The following is a 13,070-nucleotide window of genomic DNA, read 5'->3' as shown; positions in this document are numbered from 1 at the left end:
GAAAAAGGCTGCCCCTCAGGGCAGCCCTCGATGCGCGGAGAGCAATCCGGCGTCAACGCCGCAACAGCGGCGCGCGCGTCATCCGGCCTGCCGTGCGGCGGCAAGCGCCTGCGCGACGCCGACATACTCGGCCACGCTCACGTCTTCCGCCCGGCGTGCGAGATCGAAGCCGAGCGCGTCGAAATCGATCGTGTCGCGATACTCGCCAAGCGTATTGCGCAGCATCTTGCGGCGCTGCGAGAACGCGGCCGTGACGACCTCGCCGAGCAGCACGGGATCGACGTCCGGCAGTTCGTGCAGCTCGTACGGGATCATCCGCACGATCGCCGAATCGACCTTCGGCGGCGGCTGGAACGATTCGGGCGGCACGTCGATCAGCTTGTCCATCACGTAGCGGTACTGGAGCATCACCGACAGGCGCGAGAACGCCTTCGTGCCCGGCTCGGCGACCATCCGCTCGACCACTTCGTTCTGCAGCATGAAATGCTGGTCGACGACCGCGTCGGCGAACGTCATCAGGTGAAACAGCAGCGGACTCGAAATGTTGTACGGCAGGTTGCCGACGATGCGCAGCGTCGGCTTGTCGCCGGGCACGGCGAGCGTGCGGAAGTCGAACGCGAGCGCGTCGCCCGCATGCAGTTCGAGCAGCGGGCCGAAACGCTGCTGCAGCCGGCCGATCAGGTCCCGGTCGAGCTCGACCGCATGCAGCGGCGACTCGGGCGTTGCCAGACGTTCGATCAGCGGCCCGGTCAGCGCGCCGAGGCCCGGCCCGATCTCGACCATCCGCTGGCCGCGCGCCGGACCGATCGCCGCGACGATCGAGTCGATCACGCCGTGATCGACGAGGAAGTTCTGCCCGAAGCGCTTGCGCGCGAAATGGCCCTGGTGCTGTCTGCTGTTCGACATCGACTGAAAAAAACGAAAAAACGCGATGAAAGGAGTCGTCAGGCCGCGCGGCGATGGCGCGCCATCGTGACGGCCGTGTCGAGCGCGGCGACCATGCTGCCCGGATCGGCGCGGCCGGTGCCGGCGAGGTCGAGCGCGGTGCCGTGATCGACCGACGTGCGGATGATCGGCAGGCCAAGCGTGACGTTGATGCCCTCGCCGAACGTCGCGTACTTGAGCACCGGCAGGCCCTGGTCGTGGAACATCGCGAGCACGCAGTCCGCATCGGCGAGGTAGCGCGGCTGGAACAGCGTGTCGGCCGGATACGGGCCGCGCGCGTCGATGCCCTGCGCGTTCGCGCGCGCAAGCGCAGGCGCGATCACGTCAATTTCCTCGCGGCCGAGATAGCCGTTCTCGCCGGCGTGCGGGTTCAGGCCCGTCACGAGGATGCGCGGCGCGGCAAGCCCGAAGTCGCGCCGCAGGTCGTGATCGACGATCGCGAGCGTCTCGAGCAGCCCGTCGACCGTCAGTGCGGCCGACACGTCCTTCAGCGGCAGGTGCGTGGTCGCGAGCGCGACGCGCAGCGGTTTGTCGCCGGTGCCGGCCAGCATCATCACGACGCGCGGCGTGCCGGTGCGCTCAGCCAGGTATTCGGTATGGCCGGTGAACGGAACGCCCGCGTCGTTGATCGTGCTCTTCTGCAACGGCGCGGTGACGATCGCATCGAATTCGCGCGCGAGCGCGCCGTCGATCGCCGCGTCGAGCAACCCGAGCACGTAGCGGCCGTTCGCCGCGTTCAGCTCGCCCGCGCGCGCTGGCGCGGCGAGCGCGTGGTGCCCGACGGCAACCTGCCCGCCGGCGGCAAGCGCCGCCCAATCCGCACCGACTGCCGCCGCACGCTCGGCGAGCAGCGCCGCGTCGCCGAGCACGGTAAAGCGCGCGTCGGGCCAGCGCTGGCCGGCGTCACGCAGCGCCTGCACGGTCAGCTCCGGGCCGACGCCCGCGGGCTCGCCGGTCGTGATCGCGATATGTAACGCGGGCAGCGCGGGCGTCGTCATCGGCGGCTCGCTCAGTTTTGCTGGCCGAAGCCGCCGATCTTGTACTGCACGTACGACGAATCGCGCAGCTCGCGCAGCCAGTCGGCATACGCCTGCTCGGCCTTGCGCTGGCCGATCGCCTGACGCGCGATGTCCATCTGCTGCTGCACCGAGCCTTCCGCGTCGCGACGGCCGAGCACCTGGATCAGGTGGTAGCCGTACTCGGTGCGCACCGGGGTGCTGACCTGGCCGTCCTGCAGGTTGTTCATCGCACGCTCGAATTCCGGCACGGTCTCGCCCGGGCTGATCCAGCCGAGATCGCCGCCCTGCGACGCGGAACCGTCCTGCGAATAGGTGCGGGCGAACTTCGCGAAGTCGCCGCCGGCCGCGATCTGATTGCGGATGTCGAGCAGCTGCTGGCGCGCCTGGCCTTCGGACTTGCCTTCGCCGACGCGCAGCAGGATGTGGCGCACGTGCGTCTGCACGATCTTCGGCGCGGCGGCCGACGTGCCCTGGCTCTGGCGGCGGTCGACGAGGCGCACGATCTCGAAGCCGTCAGGCACGCGGATCACCGTCGGATTGACCTGGCCCGGGCGCAGCTTCGACGCGGCGTCGACGACTTCGGAAGGCAGCGCGCCCGGCGCCTTGAAGCCGAGGTCGCCGCCCTTCTTCGCGTCGTTCGCCTCCGAGTTGTTCTTCGCGAGCCGCTCGAAATCGCTGCCCGACAGCGCCTGCTTCAGCAGTGCATCGGCCTTCGCCTGCGCGGCCTCGATGTCCTGCTGCGGCGCGTTGGTCGGCGCCTTGATGAAGATGTGCTGGAAGCGCAGGTCCTGCTGCTGCGACGCGTTCGGCCCGCGCTGGCTCGCGATGTAGTTCGCGACCTCGGCGTCCGACACGGTGATCTTGCCGTCGACCTCGCGCTCGCGCAGCTTCGACAGCGTCAGCTCGGTGCGCGCGTCGCTCGTGAAGACGCTCCACGGCACGCCTTGCGCCTCGAGCCGCGAGCGGTACTGGTCGAGCGTCATGCCGTTCGCCTGCGCGAGCCGCTGCAGCGTCGTCTGCACCTGCGCGTCGTCGACGCGGATCCCGTCGTCCTTGGCCTTCTGCACCTGGATGCGCTCGAGCACCATCTGGTTCAGCACCTGCGCGCGCAGCTGGTCGAGCGCCGGCACCGGCGCGTTCTGCTGCTGCAGCCGGCGCGAGATCAGGCCGACGCGCTGGTCGAGTTCGCGGCCCGTGATCACGTCGTTGTTGACGACCGCGACGACTTCGTCGGTGAGCTGCGCGCCTTGCGAACCGAGCGCCTGCGCCGCAGCCGGCGCGGCGGCGAGCAGCGCGGCGGACGCGGCGAGGCTGGACACGACTGCCGCGAAGCGAAGGGTTTTCTTCATTGCCACTGATACTCCATTGAAATCGGGCTCATCCGGTGCGGGCGCCTGCTCTGCCGCTCGCGGGCGCCCCGGCGTTACTCGTAGTTGCTGAAGCGGGACAACGGCGGCGGTGCGGGCGGCAGCGGCGTATAGCCCGCCACCCCGGCGCGGAACGCGGACACGAGACCGTTGTCGATGCTCGACAGCCCCTTCAGCGTGAGCTGCGCCATGAACCGCGTCGAGGAATTCTGCTGTCCCGACGAGTTCACACCGTTCGCGTACCGCTGGATCCCGACCCCGAGCGCCCAGCAATCCGCGTCGTATTGTAAGCCGAGCAGGCCGTCGACCACCCGGTCGCCGGCGATGTCGTAGTTGAAGCGGCCGATCGCATACAGGCGGCGGGTCAGCGGCCATTGCGCGGAGATCAGGAACTGGTTGATCGGCTGGCCGTCGAGCGTCGTGTTCGCGCGCGTATAGCGGTAGCCGACGTTGATCACCTTGCGCACGTCGGGGCTGTAGCCGAAGCCGATGCTCGACTTCACGAGCTGGTTGTTGTTCTGGTTGTACTGGAACGCGGTCTCCGACTGGAAACCGGCGCCCAGCTTGAGCGCGGCGCCCGCGATCAGGTCCGAGTGCCGCGCCTGCGACGCGGCCTGGCCCGAGTTCAGCGTCACGCGCTGGTCCGCGAAGTAGTACTGCTGCGCGACCACGAAGCGCGCGCGCTCGTCGCCGGTGCGCGGATCGATGAAGCGCGACGTCAGCCCGGCCGTGATGCGGTTCGCATCGGCGATCCGGTCGTTGCCGACGAACGTGTTCGGCTGGTAGATCTCCGCGAGCCCGAAGTCCGATTCCGCGGTGTCGAACAGCGGCGCGCTCGACTGGTTGCGGTAAGGCGTGTACACGTAGTACAGGCGCGGCTCGAGCGTCTGGATGAAATCCTGGCCGAACAGGTGCACCGAGCGGTCGAAGATCAGGCCGGAGTCAAAGCTGACGGTCGGGACCGATTCGGTGAAGTGCTTCGGGTTGTTCGGCGTGCTCGACGACAGGTGGTTCAGGTCGTACGACGCGAAATGGTACTGGACCTTCGGCACCGCGAAGTAGCCGGGGCCGTAGACGCCGTACGCGATGTACGGGTTGAGAACGATCCGGTCGCCTTCCGTCGAATCGGCTGTCGTGATGCGAAAGCGCGAATAGTCGGCTTCCGCGCCGAAGTCGAAGCCGCCGACGTTGTACTTCGTGTACTTCACGTTCAACTGCGGCTCACGGCTGTACGGCGCGATCGACGGCGGCAGCGTCTGCCAGTGCTGGTAGCGCGCGAGCACCGACCACGGGCCGTTGTTGTACGTCAGGCCCGCTTCCTGCTGATACAGCGTCTGCGTGCCGTTGACGAACTGGTTCATCGACCCAAGGTCTTCCGGGAACGTGTTGTCCGAGACCTTGTTGTAATAGACGTAGCCGCCGAAGCCGTTGCCGAAGTTCTGCTGGTGCTGCCAGTAGATCGCGTAGCGGTCGCGTTTCGCGAGCGCGTCGTGCGGCAGGTAATTGGCGGTAAACGTGCCCGAATACGTCGGCGACAGATAGCGGAACGTCGCCTCGGTCTGCACCCCGCGCTTCGAGATGATGCGCGGCGTGATCGTCAGGTCGCGATTCGGCGCGATGTTGAAGTAGTACGGCAGCGACAGCTCGAACCCGTTGTTCGAGTTCATCGAGAACGTCGGCGGCAACAGGCCGCTGCGCCGTTCGCCCGACAGCGGGAACGTGAGCCACGGGCTCGCGAAGATCGGCACGCCCTGGAAGAACAGCACGCCGTTGCGCGCCGTGCCTTCGTCGGCGCCGGTGTCGAAATCGAAGCGGCTGCCCTTGATGTACCACGCCGGGTCCGTCGCGCACTGGCACGCGGTGTAGGTGCCCTTGACGAAGACCGAGCGCTCGCTGTCGAGCAGGTCGACGCGCTCCGCGCTGCCAGAGCCGCCCGTCACGTTGAAGTGGTACTTCGGCGCCGTCATGAAGCCCTGGTTCGCCTCGACCTTCAGGTGCGCCTCGGGGCCCGCGAACGACGTGCCGCCGTTGACCACCCTGACCTGGCCGTACGCGTCGGCCATGTCCGTGTCCTGGTCGTAGTGGATCGCGTCGGCCTTCACGACCGCGTCGCCGCGGCGGAGTTCGGCGGAGCCCTTCGCGGCCAGGTCCTGGTCGGCCGTGCCGCTCGTATGATCGGCGATCACGAAGGTGGCCGGCTTCGAGCCGTCCTTCAGCGGATGCTCGTCGAGCTGGGGCGCGAGACGCAGATCCCACGGCGAGTCGAGCGGCTGCGGCTGCGCGGCCGCGCCCGCCAGCTGCGCGTGCGACACGGCCGGCATGAGGCCGGGCACGGCCAGCAGCGCGAGCGCGAGCCGCCGCTTGCGCGGCGCCCCGTCACCGGGGAAAACATTCGGGAATAGCGGTTTGGGCGGCATCTATCGTTTGGCGAATCGCCCCTCGTCAACCCGTGCCTTCGCGCATCGCGGCCCGCGCAATCGGACCATGACTGCGGCGAAGCGCAAACCAGGGAAGGCGATCGGGCGAACGGCGCGGCAGGCGGCGGGCCTGCGCGGCGGAAGCTGACGCGGGGCGCGTCAAAAAAGTCGTGGGGTATTATATGGCAAGACGTTCCCCCCTCCCGCGAGTTTCATGACGCCCCCATCTGCCGCATCTCACGCCGACGCCCGCCTCGACGCACTCACCGCCTGGCTGCGCCCGCTCGCCGAGCGCTTTGCGCTCGACCTCGCCACCCTCGCGCCCGCGTCCTCGGACGCCAGCTTCCGCCGCTACTTCCGCGTCGCATCGGCGTCGCAGCCCGGCGGCTCGCTGATCGCCGTCGACGCGCCGCCGCCCGAAAAGTGCCGGGAATTCGTCCAGGTCGCGCAGTTGCTCGCCGACGCGGACGTCCACGTGCCGCAGGTGCTGGCCCACGATTTCGACGCCGGCTTCATGCTCGTGACGGATCTCGGCCGGACATCGTACATCTCGGTGCTCGACCCGGCCGACCCGCTCGCCGCGCGGCCGCTGATGCGCGCCGCGCTCGACGCGCTGATCCGCTTCCAGCTGAGTTCGGCGCCCGGCGTGCTGCCGCCGTTCGACGACGCGTTCCTGCGCCGCGAGATGGAGCTGATGCCCGAGTGGTACATCGGCCGGTACCTCGGCCAGACGGTCGGCGACGCGATGCGCGGCACGCTCGAGCGCACGTTCGCGCTGCTGATCGCGAGCGCCCGCGCGCAGCCGCAGGGCTTCATGCTGCGCGATTTCATGCCGCGCAACCTGATGGTCTGCGAGCCGAACCCGGGCGTGCTCGACTTCCAGGACGCGGTTGAAGGGCCGCTGACCTACGACGTCGTGTCGCTGCTGCGCGACGCGTTCATCAGCTGGGACGAGGAATTCGAGCTCGACTGCTTCGCGTACTACTGGGAGAAGGCGAAGAAGGCCGGCCTGCCGGTCGATCCCGATTTCGGCGAGTTCTATCGCCAGCTCGAATGGATGGGCCTGCAGCGCCACATCAAGATCCTCGGCCTGTTCGCGCGGATCAACTACCGCGACGGCAAGCCGCATTACCTCGCGGACCTGCCGCGCTTCCTGACCTATGCGCGCAAGGTCGCGCTCCGCTACCGCCCGCTCGTGCCGTTCGCGAAGCTGCTCGACGAGCTCGAAGGCACGGCGGCCGACGTCGGCTATACGTTCTGAACGCTCCGAAGATGAGTCCAACCCTCACCACGGCGATGATCTTCGCCGCCGGGCGCGGCGAACGGATGCGCCCGCTCACCGACACCTGCCCGAAACCGCTGCTCGAAGCGGGCGGCAAGCCGCTGATCGTGTGGCAGATCGAGCGGCTCGCGCAGGCGGGCATCGAGACGATCGTGATCAACCATGCGTGGCTGGGCGTTGCGCTCGAAGCCGCGCTCGGCGACGGCGCGCGCTGGGGCGTGCGGCTCGTCTATTCGGCCGAAGGCGAAGCACTCGAAACGGCCGGCGGGATCGCACAGGCGCTGCCGCTGCTCGAACGCGACGGCCGGCCGACGGTCTTCGTCGCGGTGGCAGGCGACGTGTTCTGCGAATTCGACTACCGGACCCTCGCCGCGCACGCGGCGCGGATGGCGGCGCTCGACGCACCGGCAATGCATCTCGTGATGGTGCCGAACCCGACGTTCCACCCGTCGGGCGACTTCGCACTGGACGACGGCCGGCTGTCGCTCGACGGCGCCACGCGGGTCACGTTCGGCAGCATCGGCCTCTACGACACACGGATGTTCCACGACCTCGCGCCCGGCACGCGGCGCGCGCTGACGCCGTACTTCCGCGCGACGATCGAAGCCGGCCGCGCGAGCGGCGAACTGTACGAAGGGATCTGGGAAAACGTCGGCACGCCTGCGCAGCTCGGCGAGCTCGACGCACGGCTGCGCGGCGCGCGCTGACCTGAAACCGGCGGCGCATGGGCGCCGCCTCGCGTGCACCGCCGCCACGCGTTCCGTGCGGCGCGGCTTCGTCAGCGCCCGGCCACCACGCTCAGACCTCCTCGGCCTCCTCGCCGCCTGCCGCCGCGCGCTGCTGCTGCAGCGCCCACATCTGCGCATACAGCCCGTCCGCGCGCACCAGCGCGTCGTGCGTGCCACGCTCGACGATCCGCCCGTGATCCATCACGAGGATCTGCTGCGCATGCACGACCGTCGACAGCCGGTGCGCGATCACGAGCGTCGTGCGATGCCGCGCGATCTGCTCGAGCTCGTGCTGGATCGCGCGCTCCGAGCGCGAATCGAGCGCCGACGTCGCCTCGTCGAACAGCAGGATCGGCGGGTTCTTCAGCAGCGTGCGCGCGATCGCGACGCGCTGCTTCTCGCCGCCCGACAGCTTGAGGCCGCGCTCGCCGACCGGCGTGTCATAACCCTTCGGCAGGCTTTCGATGAACTCGTGGATATGCGCGGCGCGCGCGGCCGCGATCACCTCGTCGCGGGTCGCGGTCGGCCGCCCGTACGCGATGTTGTAGTAAATCGAATCGTTGAACAGCACGGTGTCCTGCGGCACGATGCCGATCGATGCGCGCAGCGAATCCTGCGTGACGTCGCGGATGTCCTGCCCGTCGATGCGGATCGCGCCGCCCGCCTGCCGGTCGAGATCGTAGAAGCGGAACAGCAGGCGCGACAGCGTCGACTTGCCCGAGCCGCTGTGGCCGACCACCGCGGTCGTCGTGCCCGCGTCGATCGTGAACGTGACGTCGTGCAGGATCGGCCGCGACGCTTCGTACGCGAAATTCACGTGCTCGAAACGCACCTGCGCGCCCGCGACGGCAAGCGCCGGCGCATCGGGCGCGTCCGCGACTTCCTTCGGCGCGGACAGCAGCCCGAACATCCGGTCCATGTCGGTGAGGCTCTGCTTCAGTTCGCGATACACGACGCCGAGGAAGTTCAGCGGAATGTACAGCTGCAGCATGAACGTGTTGATCAGCACGAGATCGCCGAGCGTCAGCTTGCCGGCGAGCACGCCCTGCGTCGCGCGCCACAGGATGAACACGAGCCCGGTGCCGATGATCGCCTGCTGGCCGAAATTCAGCACCGACAGCGAGTTCTGCGAACGGATCGCGGCCTTGCGGTAGCGCTTCAGGTTTTCGTCGTAGCGCTGCGCCTCCCAGTCCTCGTTGCCGAAGTACTTGACCGTCTCGTAGTTGATCAGCGAATCGATCGCGCGGGAATTCGCGCGCGAATCGAGCTCGTTCATCGTGCGGCGGAAGTGCGTGCGCCAGTTGGTGACCTTCACGGTGAACACGATGTACGTGACCAGCGCGGCGAACGTCACGTACGCGTAGTACGCCTCGTACTTGACGACGAAGAAGCCGAGCACGAGGCCGACTTCGACGAGCGTCGGCAGGATGCTGTACAGCGAGTACGAAATCAGCTGCTGGATGCCGCGCGTGCCGCGCTCGATGTCGCGCGACATGCCGCCCGTCTGCCGTTCGAGATGGAACCGCAGCGACAGCCCGTGCAGGTGCCGGAACACCTGCAGCGCAAGCCGGCGCACCGCGCTCTCCGTCACTTTCGAGAACAGGATCTCGCGCAGCTCGGTGAACATCGACGTCGACAGCCGCACGAGCGCATACGCGACCACGAGCAGCCCGACGCCGCCCGCGAGGATGATCCCGGCCGACTGATCGGCGCGGCCGAGCGCGGTCAGATGCTGGACCGACGCGAGATGGTCGACGATGCGCTTCATCACGACCGGCACGCCGAGGTTCGCGACCTTCGCGCCGATCAGGCAGCCGAGCGCGAGCGCCACGCGCCATTTGTAGGTCGCCAGGTAAGGCAGCAGCGAGCGGATCGTCTGCCAGTCGTTGCGAGGCCCGGTGTGAAGCGGCGCGGGCTCGCCGGAAGCGGGAAATCGGCGCATGGGGAACAGGTCGGCAGCAGTGCGGGCCGGACGCCTCGACGGCCGGTGCGCCCGCTTTCTCGTACAATTTGCGAACGTTGTATTGTCGCAGAAGCCGGTTCGCGCCGCTGTCCGTGGCCTCGCCGGCCGCCGGCGCGGACGGGCGCGTTTATTACAGGATGAAAGCCTACACCATGACCGACACCCCGCTCGCCCTTCAAAAACAACCCGCGCTGCGCGTCGTGCCGCAGCCGTCCGATGCCAACGTCCACGGCGACGTGTTCGGCGGCTGGATCATGTCGCAGGTCGACATCGCCGGCTCGATTCCCGCGAGCCAGCGCGCGAACGGCCGGGTCGCGACCGTCGCGGTCAATTCGTTCGTGTTCAAGCAGCCGGTGTTCGTCGGCGACCTGCTGAGCTTCTACGCAACCGTCACGCGCACCGGCAACACGTCGGTCACGGTCGACGTCGAGGTCTATGCGCAGCGCATGCGCATCGCGGGCGAAGTCGTGAAGGTAACCGAAGCGACGCTCACCTACGTCGCGACCGGCCCGGACCGCAAGCCGCGGCCGCTCCCGGCGCTCGAGTGACGTCTGCGCGGGCCCGACTCGGCCCGCAAGCGTCCGGCGGCCGGGCCGCCGGGGGCACTGTTGCCGGATTCCCCGCCCGGGTGCCCGGTCAGTGCGTGGCCGTCAGCCCGAATTCCCGCATCGCCGGCACGAAATCGTGGTTCAGCTTCGGCTTGCGGGACAATTTCACCAGCACGTAGCGCTGGAACGGCGCGAGCCGCTGCCATTGCGCGACATCGGGCGCCGGCAGCCCCGCCAGCAAGCTCTGCTGCACCAGCGCGTCCGGCACCCGCTCGGTGCTGCGCCAGGTCGGCCGGTCGTCCGGCTGGAACCAGCTCGGTTCGAGATCGGCGTGCGTGCGCAGCATCTCGAACAGCGCGTGGTCGAAATTGGGTTCGATCGCGGTGTCCTCGTCGGCCGGAAAGCGCGCGAGCAGCTTGCGATCCTCGAGCGGCAGCAACTGCCACTGCTCGAGCGAGATCCGCAAGCCGAAGCGGTCGAGATTGAAGCGCACGATCATCGGGATGTACGTGAAATTTTCCGACGATTCGCGTTCGAAATTGAAAAGCAACGGTGCGTCGCTGAGTCCCATGGTCGTTACCTTGGCGGATGCCGGCGCGGCCGGCCTGCCTGAGGTATTTTAGAACCTCTGCGTGCGCACGGCGGCGCGATCGTCGTCCGTCCCCGCACGCGCGTCAAACCAACGGGAGTCTCGGTGAATCCGACCAACACAGACGAACTGCGAGACGAACTGCATGCCGAACCGCGGGGCGCGATCGACCTGGCCGTGCGCCGCACGCGCGGCGGCGCCGTCGCGACGGCGATCGACCACGTCGGCCAGGAATGGCCGGTCGCGCTCGTCTTCAACGGCATCTCGCACGCGGTGATGATGTGCACGCCGCGCGACTTGGAGGCGTTCGCGGTCGGCTTTGCGATTTCGGAAGGCATCGTCGCGCGCGGCAGCGACATCAAGGACATCGAGGTGGTCCTGCACGCCGACGCGCCGCTGCCGTACGCCGAAGTCCACCTGGAAGTCGTGCAGCAGGCGTTCGCCGCGCTGAAGGACAAGCGGCGCGCGCTCGCCGGGCGCACCGGCTGCGGCGTGTGCGGGATCGAAAGCATCGACCTGCTCGACCTCGCGCCGGAACGCGTGCCCGACACGGGTTTCCTCGCCCGCCTCGCGCCCGACGCGCTCGCGCGCGCCGCCGGCGAGCTGCCCGCCCATCAGGCGCTGACGAAGCTGACGGGCGGCCTGCACGCGGCCGCATGGTGCGACGCAACAGGCGCGATCCGCGTGGCGTTCGAAGATGTCGGCCGCCACAACGCGCTCGACAAGCTGATCGGCTCGCTCGTGCTTGCGCGCGCGGACACGACCGACGGCTTCGTGTTCCTGTCGAGCCGCGCGAGTTACGAGCTGGTCCGCAAGGCCGCGCGCGTCGGCATGCCGATGGTCGCGACGATCTCGGCGCCGTCGTCGCTCGCGATCGCGATCGCGCAGCAGGCCGGCCTGCGGCTCGTCAGCTTCTGCCGCGCGTCCGGCCACGTGGATTACGGCGCCGCGTGAGCGCTCGCGGCGGGCGCCGTGCCCGCCGGTTCGGGAACGGCTGCCGGCAGTTCGTCGGCGGCGGCCGGCGGGAGCGCCTCGCATGCCGCGTCGCTCGTCCGGTTCCCGCGGTAGTCCGTCCACAGCTTGCGGTCGGTGTCGTAGAGCTTGCAGCGGCGGGCCGTGTCGAAGTACCAGCGCCAGCTGAAGCGCTGCACGACGATCCGCCCGGGCAGCATGTCCTCCAGCTTCGCCTGCGCGGGCTTGAGCCGGTACAGCGGCACACTCATGTCGACGTGATGCGCGGTGTGCTCCATGATGTGGTGCAGCAGGCCGCCGATACCGAACGGGAACGTCAGGTGCAACGTGGTCGACACGAACGGTGCGGCATTCGACCATTCCGCGCGGTTCGCGTGCCACGCGATGCGCGGATCGGTATGGTGGACATACACGACGAACCCGATCATCGAGCACCAGAACAGGAACGGCACGAGCACGGCGGTTGCGAGCAGCAGCGCGACGGGTTGCCGGGTCGCGATCGCCATCCAGACGACGGCGGCGATCCACACGGCCGCGAATCCGGTCACCAGCAGGCAGTCGCGCCGGAACACGGGCCGCGACGCACCGATATAGGTGCTGGTCGGGAAATACATCCGGAGCCACCAGATCTCGACGAGATAGTAGAGCCCCGGCGCCCAGCCGCTTCGGTAGACGCGATCCAGCAAGCGGCGCGCCGGCGACAGCGCGGCGAATTCCGCCGGCGTATGGGGCGCCCACACGAAATCGAAGCCCTTCAGGTTCGTATAGCCGTGGTGCACGACGTTGTGCCCGACTTCCCACAGGCTGTACGGCGTCAGCGACGGCAGGAACGCGATGCGGCCGAGCCAGCGGTTCAGCCGCCGATCGGGTGTCAGGCTCTGATGGCACGCGTCGTGCCCGATGATGAAGAGCCGCCCGATGATGAACCCGGCGGCCATCCCGCAGACGATCCTGCCGACGATCGACGGAATCAGCAGCGCGCCGGCGAACGCCGCGAACAGCAGCAGGTAATCGAGCACGAGCAGCAGGGTCGGGCGCACGATCTCGCGCGTGGCGAACGGCACGAGCCACGCGCGGATGACCTTGCGATGCGGGATCGGCTCGTCGGCGCGAACCGGGGTCTGGGAATCGTTGTTGACCATGATGCAGAAAGGCGCGCGAATCGCACGCCCCCGGAAAGAAGAAGAGCCGTGCAACGACGCACGGCGCGAATGCATGCAGCGGGCGACCGGCAAGGGCG

11 protein-coding genes are annotated in these 13,070 nt (G+C 68.4%); 4 read left to right on the top strand and 7 right to left on the bottom strand.

Features of this window, described 5'->3' with window-relative positions; translation table 11 throughout:
- Window positions 1–78: 78 nt before the first annotated feature.
- The 4 genes from rsmA to ACV229_RS35110 form a co-directional block, all read right to left on the bottom strand.
- Entirely contained in the window at window positions 79–906 is an 828-nt protein-coding gene (gene rsmA / locus ACV229_RS35125; protein ID WP_448087667.1) for a 16S rRNA (adenine(1518)-N(6)/adenine(1519)-N(6))-dimethyltransferase RsmA, read from the bottom strand.
- 38 nt (window positions 907–944) lie between these two features.
- Window positions 945–1,943 carry a 4-hydroxythreonine-4-phosphate dehydrogenase PdxA gene (gene pdxA / locus ACV229_RS35120; protein ID WP_448087666.1) on the bottom strand — a complete coding sequence of 333 codons (999 nt, stop codon included), beginning with the start codon at window positions 1,941–1,943 and terminating at the stop codon, window positions 945–947.
- An 11-nt stretch (window positions 1,944–1,954) separates the two neighbouring features.
- Window positions 1,955–3,313: a peptidylprolyl isomerase gene (locus ACV229_RS35115; protein ID WP_448087665.1), complete on the bottom strand. Its 1,359-nt coding sequence runs from the start codon at window positions 3,311–3,313 to the stop codon at window positions 1,955–1,957.
- Between the two features lie 74 nt (window positions 3,314–3,387).
- On the bottom strand, window positions 3,388–5,748 hold the full coding sequence (locus ACV229_RS35110) for an LPS-assembly protein LptD (protein ID WP_448087664.1): 2,361 nt from the start codon (window positions 5,746–5,748) through the stop codon (window positions 3,388–3,390).
- Window positions 5,749–5,962: 214 nt separating this feature from the next.
- On the opposite strand from ACV229_RS35110, the gene ACV229_RS35105 reads away from it, so the two are divergent.
- Both ACV229_RS35105 and murU read left to right on the top strand, forming a co-directional pair.
- On the top strand, window positions 5,963–7,009 hold the full coding sequence (locus ACV229_RS35105) for an aminoglycoside phosphotransferase family protein (protein ID WP_448087663.1): 1,047 nt from the start codon (window positions 5,963–5,965) through the stop codon (window positions 7,007–7,009).
- An 11-nt stretch (window positions 7,010–7,020) separates the two neighbouring features.
- Entirely contained in the window at window positions 7,021–7,737 is a 717-nt protein-coding gene (murU, locus tag ACV229_RS35100) for an N-acetylmuramate alpha-1-phosphate uridylyltransferase MurU (RefSeq protein ID WP_448087662.1), read from the top strand.
- Window positions 7,738–7,828: 91 nt separating this feature from the next.
- On the opposite strand, the gene ACV229_RS35095 is transcribed toward murU, so the two are convergent.
- Window positions 7,829–9,700: an ABCB family ABC transporter ATP-binding protein/permease gene (locus ACV229_RS35095; RefSeq protein ID WP_448087661.1), complete on the bottom strand. Its 1,872-nt coding sequence runs from the start codon at window positions 9,698–9,700 to the stop codon at window positions 7,829–7,831.
- Window positions 9,701–9,873: 173 nt separating this feature from the next.
- Between ACV229_RS35095 and ACV229_RS35090 the strand changes: the two genes are divergently transcribed.
- The gene (locus tag ACV229_RS35090; RefSeq protein ID WP_448087660.1) at window positions 9,874–10,269 is read left to right on the top strand and encodes an acyl-CoA thioesterase; all 396 of its coding nucleotides are present in this window, start codon (window positions 9,874–9,876) and stop codon (window positions 10,267–10,269) included.
- Between the two features lie 88 nt (window positions 10,270–10,357).
- On the opposite strand, the gene ACV229_RS35085 is transcribed toward ACV229_RS35090, so the two are convergent.
- Window positions 10,358–10,840 carry a nitrate reductase associated protein gene (locus ACV229_RS35085; RefSeq protein WP_448077198.1) on the bottom strand — a complete coding sequence of 161 codons (483 nt, stop codon included), beginning with the start codon at window positions 10,838–10,840 and terminating at the stop codon, window positions 10,358–10,360.
- Window positions 10,841–10,963: 123 nt separating this feature from the next.
- Between ACV229_RS35085 and fdhD the strand changes: the two genes are divergently transcribed.
- A complete protein-coding gene (gene fdhD / locus ACV229_RS35080) occupies window positions 10,964–11,812 on the top strand; it encodes a formate dehydrogenase accessory sulfurtransferase FdhD (RefSeq protein WP_448087659.1) in 849 nt (282 codons plus the stop codon).
- Here the strand turns inward: fdhD and ACV229_RS35075 are convergent.
- On the bottom strand, window positions 11,797–12,972 hold the full coding sequence (locus tag ACV229_RS35075) for a fatty acid desaturase (RefSeq protein ID WP_448087658.1): 1,176 nt from the start codon (window positions 12,970–12,972) through the stop codon (window positions 11,797–11,799). The two genes, fdhD and ACV229_RS35075, sit on opposite strands and share 16 nt — an antisense overlap.
- Between the last annotated feature and the right edge of the window lie 98 nt (window positions 12,973–13,070).

Source organism: Burkholderia sp. MR1-5-21 (genome assembly GCF_053427715.1).
Note: the sequence above shows the minus strand (reverse complement) of the source record. Positions and strands in the feature narration are given on the sequence as shown.